Here is a 20,993-nt window from a genome sequence, read left to right on the forward strand (position 1 = left end):
CATGATGAAGCAATTGTTTCCAATTCGCCATGTGATGGGTTTCTTAGCCTCTCTTGTCCTTTCTGTGGCTGCACTTGCTGTAATCTACCTTGATCTATCCAACACTGCGAACATGGCTATCCTGCTTGTTACAGCCCTCATTCAGGCTTCCTTGCAGCTCTTCCTGTTCATGCATATTGGTGAATCAGCAGATACCAAGAAAGAACTTTACATCAATATCGCCTATGCCTTATTCGTTGGTCTAGTTACGATATTCGGTACGCTCTTCATCTTCGTATGGGGCTGGTATGCTTAATTACAGACACTAATACTCAAAGGGACGTCTCTAAAGCCAAAATGGCTTAGGGACGTCTCTTTTTTTGCGTTTATTTAGGAGGTTTATTGTAGCGGATGCCCGGAAATGTGCGTCTTTTTAGGCAATAGTTGCACTGGAGTCCGAAACTTCGCTCAATAGGCGAAAAATGTGCGAATAGCGTCATCTGGGTCCGAAAGCTACGGGGGAGATAAGGGGGGCGGCGCGATCGGACTCAGAGGAGCTTAAAAGCGGGAAACAGCGGCGTTTGGAGTGGTAACGGACCCCAAAGTCGCTATTGGTGTGAAAAACGCCCAAAATGAGCGCCTTTCAAGGCAATAGCTGCACTGGAGTCCGGAACTTCGCTCAATAGGCGAAAAATGTGCGAATAGCGTCATCTGGGTCCGAAAGCTACGGGGGAGATAAGGGGGGCGGCGCGATCGGACTCAGATGACTTTAAAAGCTGGAATCAGCGGCGTTTGGAGTTGTAACGGACCCCAAAGCCGCTATTGGTGTGAAAAACGCCCAAAATGAGCGCCTTTCTAGGCAATAGCTGCACTGGAGTCCGAAACTTCGCCCAAAAGGCGGATGATGTACGAATAGCGGCATCTGAGTCCGAAAGCTACGGGGGATGAGGATAACTCGGCACGATCGGACTCAGATGAGCTTAAAAGCAGGAAACAGCAGCGTTTGAGTCCGAAAGCCCCGTGAGACAAGGTCGGCTTGGCGCTATCGGACTCAGATGAGCTTAAAAGCAGGAAACAGCGTCATTTGGAGTGGTAACGGACCCCATAGCCGCTATTGGTGTAAAAAGCGCTCGAAATGAGCGTCTTTCTAGGCAATAGTTGCACTGGAGTCCGAAACTTCGCTCAATAGGCGAAAAATGTGCGAATAGTGGCATCTGAGTCCGAAAGCTACGGGGGATGAGGAGGCTCGGCGCGATCGGATTCAGATGACCTTATAAGCGGAAATCAGCGGCTTTTGGAGTTGTAACGGACTCCAAAGTCGCTATTGGTGTAAAAAGCGCCCGAAATGAGCGTCTTTTTGGGCAATAGCTGCAGTGGAGTCCGAAACTTCGCTCAAAAGGCGGATAATGTACGAATAGCGTCATCTGAGTCCGAAAGCCACGGGGGATGAGGTTGGCTCGGAGCTGTCGGACTCAGATGAGCTTAAAAGCTGGAATCAGCGTCATCAGGGTACTAAAACTATTGTGGACGAGATTGGCTCGGCGCGATCGGACGTAATTTTGATTAATAGCAAGGAATAGATAAATCCCAAAGGATAATCTTGGGGATTTTTTGTTGACATATAAATCAAACTGTATTAATAATAGTAGTACAGTTAATACACAGCATAATGGATTTAATGCAAGATAGTGGAAGGAGGAAGGTTATGTTCGAACTGGACGTTCGTAGTCGGAAGCCGATTTATGAGCAGCTGACCGATAAGGTCAAGGAGATGATTCTGCATGGTATTTTGCAGACGGATGAACAGTTACCTTCTGTAAGGACGTTATCCCAGCAGCTAACCGTGAATCCCAATACGATTCAGAAGGCTTACCGTGAATTGGAACGTGAGGGATATATCTATTCATTACAGGGGAAAGGAAGTTTTGTAGCCCCAGTGAAAAAAGAACAAAATGCGATCAAAAAAGCGGAAGTCCGGAACGAGTTGCTGAGGCTGATGGCGGAGGCGGTATACCTTGGGTTCACCGCAGCTGAGATTAGTTCTTTGTACCAACAAGTGGAGAAGCAAAGAGAAGGAGGGAAGAGTGATGATTGAGATTCGGGGAGTCAGCAAGTTATTTCAAGGCGAGAAGGCAGTCGACGATATCTCTTTAACGGTACATAAAGGAACAATTTATGGGCTGCTCGGCTCTAATGGCGCGGGCAAAACAACGCTGCTCAAAACATTGGCGGGCATCTACTCTCCAGATAAGGGGACCGTGCGGGTGGATGGTGAAGCGGTATTCGAACACCCGACGACTAAGCAACGGGTTATTTTTATGCCGGATGCTCCTTACTTTTTCCCACAATCCACCATGCTGCAAATGGCGGCCTTCTATCGCTCGATTTATCCGAGCTGGAATCAGAAGCGTTTTGAAGATTTGGGAACCGTATTTCAGCTCGATAAAAAGCGCAAGCTCAGTCGTTTCTCCAAAGGGATGCAGCGGCAAGCGTCATTCTGGTTATGTTTAAGCTGTATGCCGGATGTGCTGATTATGGATGAACCGATTGACGGATTAGATCCGGTGATGCGGCGTCAAATCAAAAACCTGCTATTTCAGGAGGTTGCTGAACGCGAGTTGACGGTAATCATTTCTTCCCATAACCTTCGTGAGATTGAAGATCTGTGCGATCATGTCGGGATTATGCATGGTGGGAAGATGTTGATTGAGAAGGATCTGGATGATCTTAAGGCGGATACACATAAGATTCAAGTGGCGTTTCGAGATGAACGGCATGAGATTCCGTTAGTTGCCAAGCTACAAGTTCTGCATCAAGAGCGCCGGGGAAGTGTGAACCTATATATTGTAAAAGGGGATCGTGAACGGATCAAAGCGGCTTTTCAGGTGTACGAGCCATACGTATTCGATTTGCTTCCATTAACGTTAGAAGAGATCTTTATTTATGAAATGGGGGATGTCGGATATGATGCGCAGCCATTACTACTTTAATAGCAGTATTTTTCGCCAGAACTTCCGCCAGCATGGCTGGATAGGGATTATATATGCACTCGGCTTATTATTTGCACTTCCATTACAGCTCTTCATGAGCAGCAATCCGGATGCAAAACCGCAAGAAATAGATCATTTATTTCGCATAGCTGGTAGTGTGCAAGCCTTGTTTATCATTACGATCCCAGTTGCCGCAGGACTATTCTTATTCCGATACCTTCAGGCAAAATCACCCGCAGATCTTTGGCATAGCCTGCCTTTACGCAGAGAGCATATATTTACAGCTCATCTGACGAGTGGACTTACCTTACTATTGCTGCCTGTTTGGTTAACTGCTGGGGTGGTTGCCGTTGTTAAGCCGTGGAGTAGTAATTTTTATATTTTTCAAGGCGCAGATATTTGGCAATGGTGTATTACAGTTAGTATTCTGACTTTGTTCCTCTTTTGCTTTAGTGTTTTTGTGGGAATATGTACGGGCCAATCTATTCTTCAGGGAATTATCATTTATATTTTGCTTATTCTTCCTGCTGTACTGATCTCATTAATCCACAGCCATTTAGCTATGTATCTTTATGGATATGCAAATGCAAACTCTAACTTGCGTGATTCTATTTCGCAGATATGGTCTCCTTTTGTTCATATCGTGTATTATTTTACCGGCAAACCCTTCACCAATACAGAATTATGGATTTATGGGGTATTGGCACTTCTATTTATCGGGTTGTCGTACCTGTTATACCGTAAACGTAATACGGAAAAAGCGGGTCAGGCTATTGCCTTTGGATATTTCAACCCACTGTTTAAAGCAGGGGTTATGTTATGTGCCATGCTTATTGCCGGTAATTATTTTGCGCAAATGAAGCAACAGCAAATGGGCTGGGTGATTGGTGGATATGCCATCGGAGCCATTATTGGTTATGTTGCCGCAGAAATGATTGTTCGGAAAACATGGCAGATTATGACGCGTAAAATGGTAGCTGAGTTTGCAGTTTATGCGGTAATGATAGGGTTACTTCTGTATATCCCGGTATCAAGTGTTACGGGGTATGAAGCTAGAGTGCCTTCCGGTGATAAGATTAGCGGTGTATATATGGGAGCTAACTACCGGTTGTATGCCCCAACGGATGATTTGTACACTACAGCCTACATGGGGCAGAACCCTTTTTCCGATGATAAAGATTATATAGAAGCTGTCCGTAAACTCCATCAAGCGGTAGTTGCGGTACGTCCAGAACTTACCTCACAACAATACGTTTATGAATATTTTACTCTGGCTTATCAATTGGAGAATGGTCACAAGCTAGTGAGGGAATACTGGATCCCTAATAAGGGATTTGAATCAGAGCTCAAGGCGGTTAAGGATACCGAAGCTTACAAGTATGAAAAGTATAATTTAGCTCTCTTAGACAAAGACCTGGATTATATGTGGGTTACTAACAGGAATAAAAAAGTAGCCATTTCTGATCCCGGGGAAATTTCAGAGCTAAAGGAGATTATCAAACGCGAAATTTCGAATATGTCCTACGAAGTACAAATAGATAAGGACGGAAAACCTGATGTGGCTAATATCCAAGTAGAGGTGAAGACAAAAGAGAACAGTAATCAAGTTATTACAGATTATGGTTATTATTATCCGTGGAAATCTTCTTTCCATGAGCTTGAAAAGTGGATGGACGAAAAAGGTTATGCCGATAAAATACGAATAACAGCTGAAGATATCCAATCGGCAGAGATTATAAAAGATGATTATATGGACGAGCAAACACCTAAGAACCCTACTAGTCCTGAACAAAGAGTAGCGCTTGCACGCGAAAAGAATCGTACGGCTGTTACGAAGGATAAGACATTATTAACAGATATTTTGGACCATCATTTCCATAATGGTGTTGAGAATGGCAACTACATTGTGAAGTTGATGTACAAAGAGGGTTACAGCGATTTCGTAATGTTAAAAGAATCGGATATGACGCCTGAATTGAAAGCATTGCTGAAATAAGTTAAGAAGTTAGTAAAAGATTACAGATAAAAGATTACAGATAAAAGACTACTGGTTGACATAAACTGGATAGTTGGATTATGCTTTTGGAGATAGGAGAAGGATGAAATGGAACTTTCAGGTCAGCCTCTGAACCAGTATATTCGTTCCGGTAAAATAACATCGCTGTATTAACTGGTAAGGAGTTTTGTATTTAGGTGAAGCCCGACCATGGACGATAGAGTCCATGGTCTTTTTTGCATAGTAAGAGGTAATACATGGATGTGTGATTGCTGTAATGCCTCTGGAATCTGCTTCGAAGAGATCCTTTACTGTAGAATAATATAAATAGGAAAAATTGAGGTGAAAATATAATGTTAAGCAATACAGCGGAAGTGTCGTTAAGTAAATTTATGACTAAGCTGCTTCGGCATACCCCGGAGCAATATGGTCTTATTTTGGATCCAGAGGATGGTTCCTGTAGGTTGGATGATTTACTGTCTGTTATTGTAAGCACTCCTAGATGGTCAGAGGTGACTGTGGGAGATATTCGGCAAGTGGTCGCAGATTGTGACAAGCAACGATTGGAAATCATTGACGACCGGATCAAAGCCCGGTACGGGCATAGCCATACAAAAATCACTTATGGGCCGGGGACTCCGCCTGCTATACTTTTTCACGGAACTCATTCTGGTGTGCTTTCTGTGATTTTGGAGGAGGGGCTCCAATCGATGGGACGGCAGTATGTTCATTTGTCTGAAGGGACTCATTTTGCCAGTTTAGCCGGAAGTCGCAGAGGGAAATTGATATTGTTAACCGTTGATACGATTAGAGCGGGTCAAATGGGTGTAACCTTTTATAATGCGGGTAATAAGGTATGGTTGGCAGGTCATATACCGCCGTCCTGTCTTAAGGTGTATACCCCGTAAGTTGAACTAGATCGACGTTTGGTTAGGAGGCATAATAACATGGATGAAATTCCAGATCACTTAGATCACGGATTACAGATTGTATTTATTGGATTCAATCCTAGTATCCGTTCTGGCGAGGTAGGACATCATTACGCGAATCCGCGGAATAATTTCTGGAGAATATTACATCAGTCTGGACTTACTCCCCGGTTGTATGATGCGTCTGAGGATGGGGACTTGCTTAAGCTGGGCTATGGGTTTACAAATATTGTTGCCCGTCCCACACGGGGAATCGACGATATTACTCGTGAAGAATACCAGGAGGGTCGGGAAATGCTTCGCTCCAAGCTGGAGAAATATCGGCCTCAAGTCGCCTGTTTTGTAGGTAAGGGTGTGTATACAGAGTTTAGCCGCAGAACAAAAGCTAACTGGGGATTCCAAGGGGACGTGCCTCCAAAGGTAGATGGCGTTCGTGAATTTGTTGCACCCTCTTCTAGCGGATTAGTTAGAATGCCGATGGAAGAGATCGTTGGGATTTATCGCAGATTAGCCGAGTTTACGCAAGAGAACGATGGGTGATTGATGTATTTGGAGTTAGGGTGCTAAAGGACACAGGAGTCGCTAAAAGTAACAAATCACTCTAATTTGTGCGCTATCGGACTCCGATGCAGCTATTGGGTGGAAATTGACTGATTATGAGTCCATTTTGAGTAGATAGCGTCTCTGGAGTCCGAAAACACGACTATATGGCCGAAAATTCACGAATAACGGCGCCTGAGTCCGTAACAGTAAAAGCTGGGGAATTGGCCATGGATCTACGTAAATCCGCAGATCCCGCAGATCCCGCAGATCTCCGTAGATCGCAACTGTTCCAACCAGCAGCAGAGTGTAGGTTAGAAAGACTGAGCAGTAATGCTGCAAATGGAGCTAAAGGACACAGGAGTCGCTAAAAGTAACAATTCACTCTTATTTGTGCGCTATCGGACACTAATGCAGCTATTGGGTGGAAATTGACTGAATATGAGTCCATTTTGGGTAGATAGCGTCTCTGGAGTCCGAAAACACCACTAAATGGCCGAAAATCCACGAATAACGGCGCCTGAGTCCGTAAGAGTAAAAGCTGGGGAATTGGCCATGGATCTCCGTAAATCCGTAAATCCGTAGACCCCGCAGATCCCGTAGATCGTAACTCTTCCCACTAGCAGCAGAGTGTAGGTTAGAAAGACTGAGCAGTAACGCTGCAAATGGAGCTAAAGGACACAGGAGTCGCTAAAAGTAACAAGTCACTCTAATTTGTGTGCTATCGGACTCCAATGCAGCTATTGGGTGGAAATTGACTGATTATGAGTCCATTTTGGGTAGATAGCGTCTTTGGAGTCCGAAAACACCACTAAATGGCCGCAAATCCACGAATAACGGCGCCTGAGTCCGTAAGGATAAAGGCTGGAGAGTTCGCTGTAGATCTCTGTAGATCTCTGTGGATCTCTGTAGATCCCGCAGATCCCGCAGATCCCGCAAGCTCTGGCAAACTCTCGCATCTTAGCTATCTCTCGCTACTCTAGAATACCCTCAAACACAAAAGGAGCCAGATTCCATATCGGAATCTGGCTCCTTTTATAACTTCAAAGGGCAGTCTCAGTATATGAGACATGCCCTTAGTCCCTAATACATTAGGTCTCAATCAGCAGCAGAATGATAGAGGATAAGGATAGGCAAACACTAATCAGGCAAAGCACGGCAACGACCTGCTTCTGGTTCAGGCCTGCCCGAAGCAGGCGGTAATGAGCCTGGGTGGCATCGGCTTGATAAATGGACTTGCCTTGGATGAAACGTTTGACTACGACAAAAATGTTGTCGAAGATCGGTACGCCCAGCGCCAGAATCGGAATGAACAGCGACAGGACGGTGGCTTGCTTGAACGCTCCGTCGAGTGCAATTACCGCTAGGATGAAGCCGAGAAAGGTTGCCCCGGCGTCGCCCATAAAGATTTTGGCGGGCGGCTTATTGTAGCGCAGATAAGCAAGCGTAACGCCAATCAGTGAAATTGCCATAATGGCAGATGAGGATTGTCCCTTTGCCAGTGCGACAACAAATAACGTAATCGCCGAAATGGCCGTCAAGGCACCAGCCAGACCGTCCATGCCATCCGAGAAATTAATAACTGTGGTTACACCGAAGATCCAGATAATCGTCAGCAGAAACGATAGAATGACAGGCAAAACGATATAATCGCCTGAGAATGGATTGTAGAATCCGGTAAAGGCATTGCCAGAAACATAAACCAGGATCGCTGCGCTAACTTGTACAATTAACTTGGGCAGAGCTGGGAAATCTTTGCCTTTCGTTTTGTACCAATCATCCACCGTGCCTATGGTCAGCAACAGTACGCCACCTACAAATAATGCGACAGTCTCCATGGAGAAATCACGCGCGAACACCAGATAAGTGATAAAAAATCCGATGAATATGGCGTAGCTGGCCGTTAGCGGAATGGGCTCTCTATGAATTTTACGCTCAACGTCCTGCCGAGGCTTGTCCACAAAATCAAGCCGAAAAGCAAGCTTGCCGAGCGGCGGAATTAGAAAGTAGACGATAAGAAATGACATTAGAAATGATAAAACGTATAAAATGACGCTCACCACCGTTTTCTTTTTAAAATACCACAGATCGATTAAATCTACCTTAAAAAAGTAAAATTTTGTCGTGAGGGGTGTGAAGTTGACTTGCCAGCAACGCTGTAGTACCTTGTTGAGAAAAGCCTTTGGGGGATATTTATGAAATACGATGTTATTTTATTTGATGCCGACGATACGTTGTTTGATTATGGAATGGCAGAAAGTCACGCGTTGTCTAATGCCTTTCTACACTTTGGGATGCCCACAGGTGCAGCAGATTATGCTGCCAGTTATCAAGAGATTAACCACGCATTGTGGAGGGATCTAGAACAAGGAAGGATTTCATCTGCGGCGCTGCGGGTAGAGCGGTTCAATCGGTTGTTTGCTGCACATGCGCTTGAGCTTGATCCTGAAACATTCAGTGAGGCCTATCTACGTTTCTTAGGCGAAGGAACCTTTCTGATGCAGGGAGCAATCGAGCTATGCGGAGAGCTTGCAGATTGCCGCCTGGCGATTATCACGAATGGAATCAAGGATGTGCAAACTTCCAGAATCCAAGGCTCGCTGCTGAGTGATACATTTGAGCAGATCATTATCTCAGAGGAGGCAGGATGTCAGAAGCCAGAGACGGGGATTTTTGATTATGCTTTTGCCAAATTGGGGATTGAAGATAAGGAAAAAGTATTGATTGTGGGTGATTCCTTAACCTCTGATATTCAAGGCGGAATTAATTATGGGATTGATACTTGCTGGTTTAACCCGCTAGGTAAGATTAATGAGTCCGGCGTTCAGCCAAAATACGAAATCCGAAACCTGTCGGAGCTACTAGATATTGTAGGGAAAGTTACTAACCTTCAATAATAAAATAAGGTGTGAGCGCATAAGCGGCTCACACCTTTTATTTAGTAACCTGAAAGAGGTTTATTGCCGAGTATCCAGCGGCTTCAGATACGCCTCGATTTGCTGGCGTTTCGATTCCAGAAATGGCGGCAGCGCAAGGGATTCACCTAAACTTTCCATAGGCTCATCTGTAGCAAAGCCTGGTCCGTCTGTAGCCAACTCAAAAAGGATGCCGTTAGGCTCGCGGAAATAGAGGGAACGGAAGTAGAAGCGGTCGACGAAACCGGAATTAGGAAGCTGTGCCTGGCGGATGTGTTCGATCCATTGCTTCAATTCGTCTTCATTATCTACGCGGAATGCGACGTGATGTACCCCGCCACGGCCCAAATGCTCTTGCTCCAGATCATTGCGTTCCTCCAGATGAACCTCAGCACCTGATCCGCCTTCACCAGTCTCGAATACGAGCACATCTGGCTGGCCGGCAACTGTTGAAGGGTAGGTTCCTATACGGCGGAAGCCGAGCAACTGCTCCAGCACTACCGCTGTATGTTCTGCACTTTCTACTGTGAGATGTGCGGGTCCTAAGCCTACAATGCCATATTGGGCAGGTACTGGGCTTTTAGCCCAAGGAGTACCGCCGGCAACACTGTTATCATTTTCGTCGGATACGAGAATGAAACGTTGGCTCTCGTGATCGCGGAAGGATAAAGTCTGGCGTCCACCAAGTTCCTGTATCGTCCCATGCTCCACGTTAAGCTCGGTGAAGCGTTGCTCCCAGTAGGTAAGTGCGGCATCGCTTGGCACTCGAAGGGAGAGCGCGGAGATGCTGTTATTGCCCTCTCGGTTGCGGCCTGCCATCGGAAGCTCGAAAAAGGTTAATTCGGTTCCGGGATTCCCCTTCTCATCTCCATAGAATAAATGGTACACTGAAATATCATCCTGATTTACTGTTTTTTTAATGAGACGCAGTCCGAGTACCTCTGTATAGAACTTAAAGTTCTCCTGTGCTTTGCCTGTAATAGCTGAAACATGGTGAAGTCCTTTTAACGTTAAACTCATGGTAGTTACCTCCGTGTAAATGCTTTGGGTTTGTGGATTATTTTAATTTATTTTTAATATATCGATAGAATCTTTGGTGAATATTATTAAGTTACTATAATTTTAATAGTAATAAGAAACTTTTGCAAGTGGATATTAATGTTTCATGAAATTTAATTCATACATAAGGAGAGAGTATAGTGCACACAACAACAAGCTTGATGAAACAATTACAGGAGTTAGGGATTGATCCACGGGGGACCATTCTAGTTCATTCCTCGTTAAAAAGTGTTGGCGAAGTAGAAGGAGGCGCGAACACGGTGCTGGATGCACTCAGTGAATATATGAAGGATGGGCTGCTTGTTTTGCCAACGCATACATGGGCTTATATTAATGCGGATAATCCGCGCTTCTTTGTTCAAGATTCCCCATCTTGTGTAGGGATATTACCGGAGCTGTTCAGAAAACGTCCAGGTGTTGTCCGCTCTTGGCATCCGACTCACTCTGTAGCGGCTTTGGGTGTTGATGCTGAGGCGTTTACTGCAGGGGATGAACGTTGGGATACGCCATGCGCCCGTGGTTCAGTGTGGGGCAAGCTGCTTGATCGGAAGGCGGAAATAGTACTGCTAGGCGTCGATCTGCGGCGGAATACGTTCATTCACGGTATTGAAGAGTGGGTGGATATTCCGGGCAGAATGACGGATAGTCATGAGGAATTATATACGGTGACGCCGGGTGGCGATGAAATCATGGTGCCTTCTCGCAGACATTGTGGTCTCTCTTGGTCGGAGCATTTTTGGAAAGTGGAACGCGAGCTTGAGGAAGGCGGTGCCATGCGTAAGGGGAACTTCGGGGATGCACTAGTTAGAGTGTGTGGAACAGTAGAAACGACGGATATTTTAAGCCTGATGCTAAAAGAGAATCCTGATCTTTTCTCCGATAATGAACCGCTGCATGGTGAGTCGAAACCAGATCCGCTTCCAAAGACCAGACGTGAACAACCGTAGGTGGGAGAGGCTAAACCATTTTTTCAGCACGCACAATCTGGAAGCCGCTATCAATGTATGGTATATTAATCTCACTAAAACATAGTAAGGAGATTGGAAATGGAAAAAACATTGGTCTTTGGACACAAAAATCCGGACACGGATACTATTTGTTCGGCAATTGCTTATGCAGCACTCAAAAAAGAATTAGGCTGGGATGCTGAGCCAGTTCGTCTGGGAGACGTTAGTGGTGAAACGCAATTTGCGCTTGATCATTTCGGAGTAGAGGCTCCTCGTCTGGTAGAGAACGTAGCTGGAGAAGCTAATCAGGTTATTCTTGTTGACCATAATGAACGCCAACAAAGTGCGAATGACATTGATCGAGTGCGTGTAATTGAAGTTATCGACCATCACCGGATCGCTAATTTTGAGACTGCACATCCGTTATACTACCGTGCTGAGCCAGTAGGCTGTACTGCTACTATTCTTAACAAAATGTATAAAGAAAACGGTGTAGCTATCCCTAAAGACATCGCCGGATTGATGTTGTCTGCAATCATTTCTGATTCCTTGCTGTTTAAATCTCCAACCTGCACCGCTGAAGATGTAGCTGCAGCACGCGAATTGGCTGAAATCGCTGGTGTAAATGCAGAAAGCTACGGCCTTGATATGCTGAAGGCTGGTGCTGACCTTAGCGACAAGAGTATCGCTCAACTGATCTCCTTGGATGCTAAGGAATTCAAAATGGGTGAATACAAAGTAGAAATCGCCCAAGTGAACGCGGTTGACGTTAATGATGTACTCTCCAAGCAGGCTGAACTGGAAACTGCACTGACTTCCATTATTGCTGAAAAAGAATTGGATCTGTTCCTGTTCGTAGTTACAGATATCCTCAACAACGATTCGGTGGGTCTGGCTCTGGGCCGTGTTGCAGGTGCAGTAGAACAGGCGTACAACGTGAAGCTTGATGACAATAAAGCACTTCTTAAGGGTGTAGTATCCCGTAAATCGCAAATCGTACCGGTACTTACAGAGACAATTGCTAAACTGTAAAGCATTTTGACAGTTGCGTTGTATTTTGTACAATAGAAATCCTCTCTATGAGAGTAGATTGGATAAAAAGAGCTCATGCCCCATCAGTAGTTAAGATGGTGACATGAGTTCTTTTTGTTTTACGGCGTATTCTGCTACAATATTTTGGGAGGGGATCCAACTGATCCTCTTCCAATTGCATGAACTTTGAACCAGCATGAGGAATATGACAAAGGGATAGGGGATAGGGGATATTGGAAATGGAATTGTTTGCAGCATTGGAACGGGACGACTACGAGGAATTATTATTTTGTCAGGATAAGGCATCGGGATTAAAGGCGATCATCGCGATTCATGACACGACACTAGGACCAGCACTGGGTGGAACACGGATGTGGACCTATGCTACGGAAGAGGAAGCTATTGTTGATGCGCTTCGATTAGCAAAAGGGATGACCTATAAAAATGCAGTATCCGGCCTGAATTTGGGTGGTGGGAAAACAGTAATCATTGGAGATCCCAAGAAGGATAAAAATGAAGCCATGTTCCGTGCTTTCGGAAGATACATACAAGGTTTAAATGGACGGTACATAACTGCTGAAGATGTAGGGACTACGGAAGAGGACATGAACATTATTTATCAAGAGACAGATTATGTTACTGGCACCTCACCTACGTACGGTTCTTCGGGCAATCCGTCACCAGCAACGGCTTACGGTGTTTACCAAGGAATGAAGGCAGCCGCTAAAGCCGCCTTTGGCAGTGATTCGCTTGAAGGGAAGACAGTAGCTGTTCAAGGCGTGGGGAACGTGGCCTTTACACTGTGCAAACATCTTCATGAAGAAGGAGCACAGCTTATCGTAACGGACATCCATAAACCAGCCGTTCAACGTGCAGTAGAGGCCTATGGCGCCAAGGCTGTAGATCCAGGCGATATCATCAGTGTAGATTGTGATATTTATGCTCCTTGCGCTCTTGGAGCGACAATTAACGATGAATCCTTACGGGTAATCAAGGCGAAAGTGATTGCAGGAGCTGCTAATAATCAGCTGAAGGATTCCTCGCATGGTGATGCACTTCATGAGATGGGTATTGTATATGCTCCAGATTACGTGATTAATGCAGGTGGCGTCATTAATATTGCGGACGAGCTGAACGGCTATAATAAGGAACGTGCCTTTAAGCAGGTGGCGAAGATTTACGACAATATTACCCGCGTAATGGAAATTTCCCGTTTGAACGGAATACCTACTTATGCCGCCGCGAACCAGCTTGCAGAGGACCGGATAGCGCTATTAAGAAATAGCCGCAGCACCTTCCTGCGTAATGGTCAACATGCACTTAGCAGAAGATCGCTGCGGGGATAAGCTGTAAAAAAACTCGGCAAGCTCCATCCGATTACAACTTCGGAGGGACTGCCGAGTTTTTTATGTTCTTTTATTTCTACAAGAAACGTTTATTCTCTTTCGAGGACGGTAACGTGGTTTCTGCTTATTCCTAATTACTGAACCTTTTGCGGTTCTGGGTAAGTGACGCCGAAGGTGTCGACCGTCACCTTTTTCATGACTGGTGGCTCATCTGGACGATCAGAACCGTCACGAGGCAGGCTCACAATTCTTTTTACAGCTTCGATACCTTCAGTTACTTTACCAAAAGCGGCGTAGCTTCCATCTAGACTAGGGTAAGCTGCATCCATAATAAAGAACTGGGAACCGGCAGAGTCAGGAGCCTGTGATCTTGCCATGGATAGAACACCTTCTGTATGCAGAAGGTTATTGGTGAACCCGTTGCCAGAGAATTCTCCGGCGATACTGTAACCCGGGCCTCCCATACCTGTACCATCAGGGTCGCCGCCTTGAATCATGAAGTTAGGAATTACTCTATGGAATATAGTGTTATCATAAAATCCTTTTTGAATAAGTGAGATGAAATTGTTTACGGTGTTAGGGGCAACCTCAGGGTATAGCTCAGCTTGGATGATATCCCCGTCTTCCATTTCAATGGTTACTAAGGGATGACTTGCCGTAGCTGAAGGAACGCCTTCAGTTGGGGCTGCACCTTCCCCAGGTGCTGATCCGCTGCTTCCATTATTACTGCTTCCATTATTACTGCTTGCATTGTTATTGTTTGGCTTGTTACCGCAACCTGCCGCAATAACCATGACCAGGCATAACATGATCAGAAGAATAGCGGATTTTGTTCGTGTAGACTTCACTAAATAATCTCTCCTTTTTATTGAATAATCTCGTAGGTACTTCCCATAATACCTCCTTTGTCCTATTACATGCAAAGGTCAGTTATGACTTCTGGGATTGGCACATCTTAAAAAGAAGTTTACAATGGTAGGATGTTTCCAAAGAGAACATCGAGAAAGGATGTGCATAGGATGCTCTTTTCGTGGAAGCGGAATTTGATCGTGCTTTGGGTAGGGGTTTTCTTTTGTAGTACAGCTTATTCGATCTCGATTCCCTTCCTTTCCATTTTTTTGAGCGACGAACTTGGGGTTTCAAATCATTTGGAGATTTGGTCAGGGGTTAGTTTTGGAATAACCTTTCTTGCCAGCGCTTTAATCTCTCCCTATTGGGGTTCGCTAGCCGACAAGTATGGTCGGAAACCGATGCTTATTCGCTCGGGTTTTAGTCTGGCAGCTTTATACCTTATTAATTATTTTGTACATGATCCTTATGTTTTTTTGATTGTGCGTGTGCTGCAAGGACTGCTTGCCGGTTTTGTTCCAGCAGCTATTGCAATGGTAGCCACCAATACACCTGAGCATAAGACGGGGTATGCTTTAAGTATTATGTCTACAGCCGGAGCGACAGGTAGTATTATTGGACCATTAATTGGCGGTGTAGTGAGCTATTATACCAGCAACCGGATTGCTTTTTTATTCTCAGCGGGTATTGTACTTATCTCAGCGCTCATTGCTACTTTTTTTGCAAAAGAGGAGAACTTCGACCGATCGGCTCCAAGGTCACATGTAAGTGATGATATCAGGGAAGCGAGAAGTAACCGAGCTTTTATTACTTTGCTCTCGCTGGCGGGAATCAGTACCTTCTCCGTTATGATTCTGGAACCGTTAATCCCAATTTATCTACTGGACATGGGGATCTCCAAAAATAGTGCCTCGCTAAGCTCGGGAATCGTATTCTCCGCTGTGGGGATTGCTACGGTGCTGATGGCTCCGCAGTGGGGCAGACTCGGCAGCCGAAAAGGCTTTGGGATGATCTTATTTATTGGACTGATCGGGGGCGGCATCGGTAATATTCTGCAGTTTTTTGTTTCGGGCTATGTAGAGTTCGCTATCCTTCGCTTTGCTTACGGCTTGTTCTATGCAGGTGTGCTGCCATCAGTGAATGCTATGATTGTACAAGTAATTGAGCCGGGATTCCGTGGACGGGCCTTTGGCCTGAATCAGGCGGCATCTCAGCTTGCGACGATGGCTGGACCGATTATCGGCGGCTTATTGGGCGCGGTTATTCCAATTCGCTGGGTGTTTGTAATCAATGGAGTGATGCTGCTGGTAGCAGCGATATTGGTTAAGACCCGCAAGCTGGAAGCACAAATCGCCGCTGCTCGTCCCGCAGAACAGCCAACAACGATGCAGAGCTAACTGCTACCTCATTGAGCATGTCGTTATTTAGAAGAAACAACATAAAGCCACCGGGCTCACAGCCCGGCGGCTTTATTCATATTAAGCTGCTATTCTCCCTGCGAACCGTTCAAAACGTCTGTTCCCGGCATAACATCCACTGGCGGGGAGGCAGGGTCAATAATGGAATTTGGATATACATCGTCTGCATCTGGAACATCCTCCAGCGGCTGATCTTCTTCTTCCATCTCCAAGAGTTCCTCATCCTTAGTATAATCCGTATCATCTAGGGTTAATCCTGCGGTTTCAGCGGCTAGATATGCATCGGATTCCACCAGCTCATCTCTTTCGATTACATCCTTAGGTGAGTTTAAACCAATATCTGCTGCCAAGTATTTATCGCCAACCAAGACAGGATCTGCGTCATCATCAACAATATCCTCTTCATCCATATCAGCTTGTATATAACGTTCATATTCAAAGTCAGCTTCAGTTTTATTTGGTGAACTATCCATAGCCGTTCACTCCTTTTTTATGATAAAATTTGAACTTCCTATGTTTATCTTTACCCGTTTGACCATGATCGAATCGCTGATCCAATAAATGGGTATGTCTATATTGGATTAGTAAAAAATGGGTGAAAGCAAAAGCCGATGAAAAACGTTCTTTTTCGAGAAAATTTACAAGAATAGGCAGGGATAGTGCGAAGCTTGTCGAAATTAAGAAGCATATATGAACGTTTAAACAACTAATGAATTACTGAGGTGCTACGATGAAGTTGCCAAAGCCCAATATAGCGGCTGCTTTTTTATTAATTCTACTGCTGACCGCTATGGTTCCTTTTGGTACGGCGATAGTGAGTGCTGAATCATCAGACTCTACGCTGCCCAATTGGGAGATTAAATTTGAACGTATAGAAATAGATCATATTGAAGAAGCTGTGGCAGCTCTTGATGAAGAATGGACTCGTGTTATGCCTCATGGGAAAAGCCCAGAGACTCCAAGTGGAGCAACCTCAGCCTGGCTGCGGTTTACTTTACCACAAATTAGTGATAAATCTGCGTTATTCATAGATAAAGTATATGGAAATAATGTTAAGGCTTATTTAAATAACGAATTAATATATGATTCCGGAAAAGATTTTAATTTCAATGGCAGTAAGGTTTTCATTCCTCTGTCCAAAAGTGTTGGAGGACAACAGCTATATTTATGGACCCATGGTGGCAGCAAAGACTTAGGGATTCACGGCGAAATAAGAGTAGGCCAATACGATGAGCTGTTATCTGTTTATGTAAAGCAGGGCTTAATGGATCTGATCATTGGAACGACGCTTATTTTTATTGCGATTGTACTGCTGATCTGCTCGCTATTCATGAGAAAAGGCTATTTTTCAGGCGGATATCTATTGGTGCTGATTATTTTATCCATTGGCGTCTTAGTGGTAACGTATTCATCGTTCCTGCCGACAATCCTCGGCGATTATGGAGAGATCGTACTTGTTTTCTTTGATGTAGCTTTATATACGCTTTTGCCATCCTTTACATTTTATTTTGAGAAAATATTTGGTCCAGGGAAAAAGAGAATCGTTACACGATTCCGTAAGTTTCAAATTGTCTATTCTGTATTTTGTTTTTCCCTAATGGTTATTAATATTCTTTTGTCCTATCAGGTAGATGACTTTTATAGATTGATGACTACGAGTGTGCTAGGTATCCTTATGATTGTACAAATTATACTTTTGATCAGCTTAGCGTTTATACACGCGAACCGTGGCAATGTAGATGCTGTTATTTTTACTTCAGGGTTCTCAATATTTGCTTTCATGTCTCTTAGTGAACTGGTCATGTTCTATGCATCGGGGCAATCCTATCAATTATATTGGTGGAAATGGGGAATGGTGATTTTCGTAATTGCCTTAATCGTCATTCTGGGAAGAAGGTTTACTCGAAACCATGAACAGCTTATTGAATATTCCCATCAGCTTGAGAAGTTCAATAATGATTTGCAGCGCTCGGAGAAGATGGAGATTATTAGTGAGCTGGCAGCTTCGGTTGCCCATGAAGTACGGAATCCATTGCAGGTTACCCGGGGGTTTCTGCAGATTCTTGGGGAGCGTTCAGATCAAAAGGAGCGGGAATATCTGCAAATGGCAGTGACAGAACTGGATCGAGCTACGCTCATTATTACAGACTTCCTAACCTTCGCTAAACCAGGACTTGAAACCGTAGAGCAGCTTGATGTGTCTGAAGAGTTGAGGCATGTGACGGGTATTCTTTCTCCGTTAGCGAATCTGCAAGGGGGCGTCATTGAACTTAATCTGCAGCCAGGACTTTACGTTACTGGATCATCTGCCAAGTTCAAGCAAGCGTTTATCAACATACTCAAAAATAGTATTGAAGCTTTAAAGGACAATGGGCTGATTAAAGTCACAGCCTGGAAGTCTGGAAAACATATAATAATCAGTGTTCATGATAATGGGGAAGGGATGAACCGGAATGAGCTGGCTCGGTTAGGGGAACCATATTACTCCAATAAGACCAAAGGAACGGGGCTTGGACTGATGGTAACCTTTCGGATTATTGAGGCGATGGAGGGATGCACTGAGTTTCGCAGTGAGAAAGGGGAAGGGACTGAAATTATAGTAAAAATACCAGAACTTAGAAGAATTTAGAAGTAATTTATGATAATTCCGTTTTTTAGAAGGAAAGAGTGAGGGGCTGAGCGAAGTAGTACAGACAGAATATTGTTTCTGATACTTACTTCTGAGGTGCATATATGCGCTTGATGATTAAAGTCCTACATATAGCAATAGCTCTTACTCTCCTTCTGATAGGATATAGTTCAATTGTTGTATCAGCAGCGACCCCATATCCATCCCAAGAAATTACCAGTTGGCAGATGAGATGGGGCGATGGAACCGAAAACAGCGGCATAGAGGTTCCACAGAATAATGACCAGCAGTATTGGATAAATGTGAATGCTACGAAGGAAATCCCACATCTGCCATCAGGCGTATCCACTTCTTGGACTCGTATTTCCATACCTAACTTTAGTTATATCTCCCCTTCAATCTACATTGATACTTTATATGCTCTTCATGTGAAGGTGTATGTGAACGACCGTTTGATCTTCGAGGAAGATCGTAATTATATTAAGGATAACTATTCTTTGTTGTTGCCTTTGAGTCAAAGCGATAGTGGGAAAACATTATACATTTGGACTGAAACGCTGCAGGATAGAATCGGAATTAAAAATGAAGTAGTGATCGGTGAACACAACCTGTTAATCAATGATTATATTAAAAATGGACTCAGCGATGTGATTTTGGGCTGTGCTTTTTTTCTTGTGGCTATCGTTCTATTTATAAGCTCTCTATACATTAATAGGGACTATTTTTCCAGTGTGGCTTCACTAGCCGTTGTAATAGGTTCAACCGGAATTCTTTCGATAACCTATTCTCCTTTTATTTATACCTTTTACAGCGATTTAGGCGCGATTAGTAATGTATTTCTTGATTTGGCTTTATTCTCACTTTTACCGGCGCTTACTCTTTTATTTGAAAAAATATTTGGCAGTGGAAAATATGCGATCGTCCGTCGTTTTCGTCAATTTCAAGTCATTTACTCCTCATTTTGTTTGCTATGTCTTTTGATCAATTTTCTATCGAATAATAGCTATATTGAGTTTTATTATTTTGTATCCACCACTATTATCGGGTTCATCCTCATCCTTCAGTTCATCTTGCTGATCGTATGTGTGATTATATTTTCGCTTAAAGGGAATAGGGACGCTATCATTTTTGCCATTGGCTTTGGAACGGCTGCATTTACTGTAGTGTCAGAGTTACTGTGGTATTACATTCATAAGGGGAACTATGATTTATTCTTGTGGAAGTGGGGCATTGTTGCCTTCATAATCTCCTTGATCGTAATTCTGGAGCGAAGACTAGCCTATAGCCATCAACAGGTTGTTAACTATTCTAAAGAATTAGAGCGTTTTAACAACGAATTGCAGCGTTCAGAAAAAATGGAAATTATTAGCGAGCTTGCTGCATCTGTTGCTCATGAAGTGCGGAATCCACTCCAGGTAACTAGGGGGTTCCTTCAGCTGCTTAGCGAGAAATCCGTTGGTGAAGAGGAAATATTTATGTCGATGGCCCTTAGTGAGCTGGATCGTGCTTCCGGGATCATTACGGATTTCTTAACCTTCGCAAAACCGGAATTTGAGACGATTTCCAGTCTGAATTTGTATAATGAATTTAAGCATATTGAGAGTATTATGCAGCCGCTTTGTCATTTAAATGGAGGAAAAATGATTCTCGATGTATCGGGCGAATTATGGGTGAAGGGGAATTCCTCAAAGTTTAAGCAAGCCTTCATCAACATTATCAAAAATAGCATTGAATCTTTCCGTGACGAAGGGTTTATCTATATGTCGGTGTATGCGGAAGAGGAGAACGTAATCATTCATATCAAAGACAACGGGGAAGGGATGGACGCGGATGTCCTGCACCGATTGGGAGAGCCTTATTTCACTAAAAAGAATAAAGGGACAGGTCTTGGATTAATGGTCACTTTCCGTATCATCGAAGCTATGCAAGGTAAAGTGAAATTTACAAGCAAAAAAGGAGTGGGAACCGAATCCATCACCATACTGCCATTGGCAGAAGCTCCGGATGATTCTCACTCCTTAGGGGGTTAATCTTGTTGTCTTACCACGAACCGCGTGGTGCTGCGGTTGCCTTCAATACATCGGAAGTAGGACTTGGTGGAATTACAAGATAGAATTCGTTGGAGCCTTCTTCAACGGCTTTCAAGGTAACGCTGTCGGGAATGATTACGCCTAATGCTTCTTGGAGAGCCGCTTTTGGGTCTGAGAGTAGTCTTTTCTTGAAACTTGGATCTTCCCATGCCTTTTGAATGACTTGATTTCTAAGAATTGCTTCTGACATAATAATCACCCTTCCCAAATTGTATATATTTACCTTTAATAATATAACATAGCAAAACTACTAATACTATTCTTTTTATTACAA

The 20,993-nt window shown here is 44.1% G+C and carries 18 protein-coding genes; 13 read left to right on the plus strand and 5 right to left on the minus strand.

Going from position 1 to position 20,993, the window contains the following annotated elements:
• Positions 1-4: 4 nt before the first annotated feature.
• The 6 genes from qoxD to NSQ91_RS04640 all read left to right on the plus strand — a co-directional run bounded on the left by qoxD (position 5) and on the right by NSQ91_RS04640 (position 6,434).
• A complete protein-coding gene (qoxD, locus tag NSQ91_RS04615) occupies positions 5-295 on the plus strand; it encodes a cytochrome aa3 quinol oxidase subunit IV (protein ID WP_036680878.1) in 291 nt (96 codons plus the stop codon).
• Positions 296-1,684: 1,389 nt separating this feature from the next.
• Positions 1,685-2,074 (plus strand): GntR family transcriptional regulator, encoded by a 390-nt coding sequence (locus tag NSQ91_RS04620; RefSeq protein ID WP_076129581.1) that lies wholly within the window; start codon positions 1,685-1,687, stop codon positions 2,072-2,074.
• Positions 2,067-2,969: an ABC transporter ATP-binding protein gene (locus tag NSQ91_RS04625; RefSeq protein ID WP_076280586.1), complete on the plus strand. Its 903-nt coding sequence runs from the start codon at positions 2,067-2,069 to the stop codon at positions 2,967-2,969. Before NSQ91_RS04620 ends, NSQ91_RS04625 begins: the two co-directional genes overlap by 8 nt.
• Positions 2,923-4,965 (plus strand): hypothetical protein, encoded by a 2,043-nt coding sequence (locus NSQ91_RS04630; RefSeq protein ID WP_143763920.1) that lies wholly within the window; start codon positions 2,923-2,925, stop codon positions 4,963-4,965. Before NSQ91_RS04625 ends, NSQ91_RS04630 begins: the two co-directional genes overlap by 47 nt.
• Before the next feature lie 353 nt (positions 4,966-5,318).
• Positions 5,319-5,873 (plus strand): RNA 2'-phosphotransferase, encoded by a 555-nt coding sequence (locus NSQ91_RS04635; protein ID WP_076304982.1) that lies wholly within the window; start codon positions 5,319-5,321, stop codon positions 5,871-5,873.
• 39 nt (positions 5,874-5,912) lie between these two features.
• Complete coding sequence (locus NSQ91_RS04640) at positions 5,913-6,434, plus strand: mismatch-specific DNA-glycosylase (protein ID WP_076129577.1); 522 nt, start codon at positions 5,913-5,915, stop codon at positions 6,432-6,434.
• Positions 6,435-7,525: 1,091 nt separating this feature from the next.
• Here NSQ91_RS04640 and NSQ91_RS04645 read toward each other — a convergent pair.
• Positions 7,526-8,461, minus strand: coding sequence for an MraY family glycosyltransferase (locus NSQ91_RS04645; RefSeq protein ID WP_076129282.1), 936 nt, complete (start codon positions 8,459-8,461; stop codon positions 7,526-7,528).
• 168 nt (positions 8,462-8,629) lie between these two features.
• On the opposite strand from NSQ91_RS04645, the gene NSQ91_RS04650 reads away from it, so the two are divergent.
• Positions 8,630-9,331, plus strand: coding sequence for a YjjG family noncanonical pyrimidine nucleotidase (locus NSQ91_RS04650; RefSeq protein ID WP_076304983.1), 702 nt, complete (start codon positions 8,630-8,632; stop codon positions 9,329-9,331).
• A gap of 60 nt (positions 9,332-9,391) precedes the next feature.
• On the opposite strand, the gene NSQ91_RS04655 is transcribed toward NSQ91_RS04650, so the two are convergent.
• Positions 9,392-10,369 carry a ring-cleaving dioxygenase gene (locus NSQ91_RS04655; RefSeq protein ID WP_076304984.1) on the minus strand — a complete coding sequence of 326 codons (978 nt, stop codon included), beginning with the start codon at positions 10,367-10,369 and terminating at the stop codon, positions 9,392-9,394.
• Positions 10,370-10,548: 179 nt separating this feature from the next.
• Here NSQ91_RS04655 and NSQ91_RS04660 point away from each other — a divergent pair, with 179 nt between their 5' ends.
• From NSQ91_RS04660 to NSQ91_RS04670, 3 genes are all read left to right on the plus strand, one after another.
• Entirely contained in the window at positions 10,549-11,355 is an 807-nt protein-coding gene (locus tag NSQ91_RS04660) for an AAC(3) family N-acetyltransferase (protein WP_076129279.1), read from the plus strand.
• A gap of 99 nt (positions 11,356-11,454) precedes the next feature.
• Entirely contained in the window at positions 11,455-12,387 is a 933-nt protein-coding gene (locus NSQ91_RS04665; RefSeq protein ID WP_076129278.1) for a manganese-dependent inorganic pyrophosphatase, read from the plus strand.
• A gap of 239 nt (positions 12,388-12,626) precedes the next feature.
• Positions 12,627-13,733 (plus strand): Glu/Leu/Phe/Val family dehydrogenase, encoded by a 1,107-nt coding sequence (locus NSQ91_RS04670; RefSeq protein ID WP_076129277.1) that lies wholly within the window; start codon positions 12,627-12,629, stop codon positions 13,731-13,733.
• A gap of 134 nt (positions 13,734-13,867) precedes the next feature.
• Here NSQ91_RS04670 and NSQ91_RS04675 read toward each other — a convergent pair whose 3' ends face one another.
• Entirely contained in the window at positions 13,868-14,542 is a 675-nt protein-coding gene (locus NSQ91_RS04675) for a peptidylprolyl isomerase (RefSeq protein WP_076305011.1), read from the minus strand.
• Positions 14,543-14,752: 210 nt separating this feature from the next.
• On the opposite strand from NSQ91_RS04675, the gene NSQ91_RS04680 reads away from it, so the two are divergent.
• Positions 14,753-15,979, plus strand: a complete 1,227-nt coding sequence (locus tag NSQ91_RS04680) for an MFS transporter (protein ID WP_076129276.1) — start codon at positions 14,753-14,755, stop codon at positions 15,977-15,979.
• A gap of 89 nt (positions 15,980-16,068) precedes the next feature.
• Here NSQ91_RS04680 and NSQ91_RS04685 read toward each other — a convergent pair whose 3' ends face one another.
• A complete protein-coding gene (locus tag NSQ91_RS04685) occupies positions 16,069-16,473 on the minus strand; it encodes a hypothetical protein (protein ID WP_051490926.1) in 405 nt (134 codons plus the stop codon).
• A 257-nt stretch (positions 16,474-16,730) separates the two neighbouring features.
• Between NSQ91_RS04685 and NSQ91_RS04690 the strand changes: the two genes are divergently transcribed.
• Both NSQ91_RS04690 and NSQ91_RS04695 read left to right on the plus strand, forming a co-directional pair.
• Entirely contained in the window at positions 16,731-18,629 is a 1,899-nt protein-coding gene (locus NSQ91_RS04690) for a sensor histidine kinase (RefSeq protein WP_076304985.1), read from the plus strand.
• A gap of 113 nt (positions 18,630-18,742) precedes the next feature.
• Positions 18,743-20,659, plus strand: coding sequence for a sensor histidine kinase (locus NSQ91_RS04695; protein ID WP_256717070.1), 1,917 nt, complete (start codon positions 18,743-18,745; stop codon positions 20,657-20,659).
• 10 nt (positions 20,660-20,669) lie between these two features.
• On the opposite strand, the gene NSQ91_RS04700 is transcribed toward NSQ91_RS04695, so the two are convergent.
• Positions 20,670-20,909: an NHLP leader peptide family RiPP precursor gene (locus NSQ91_RS04700; RefSeq protein ID WP_170914256.1), complete on the minus strand. Its 240-nt coding sequence runs from the start codon at positions 20,907-20,909 to the stop codon at positions 20,670-20,672.
• Positions 20,910-20,993: the final 84 nt, after the last annotated feature.

Origin of the sequence: Paenibacillus sp. FSL R7-0048, assembly GCF_038004505.1 — a bacterium.
GTDB classification, from domain to species: Bacteria; Bacillota; Bacilli; order Paenibacillales; family Paenibacillaceae; genus Paenibacillus_AQ; species Paenibacillus_AQ odorifer.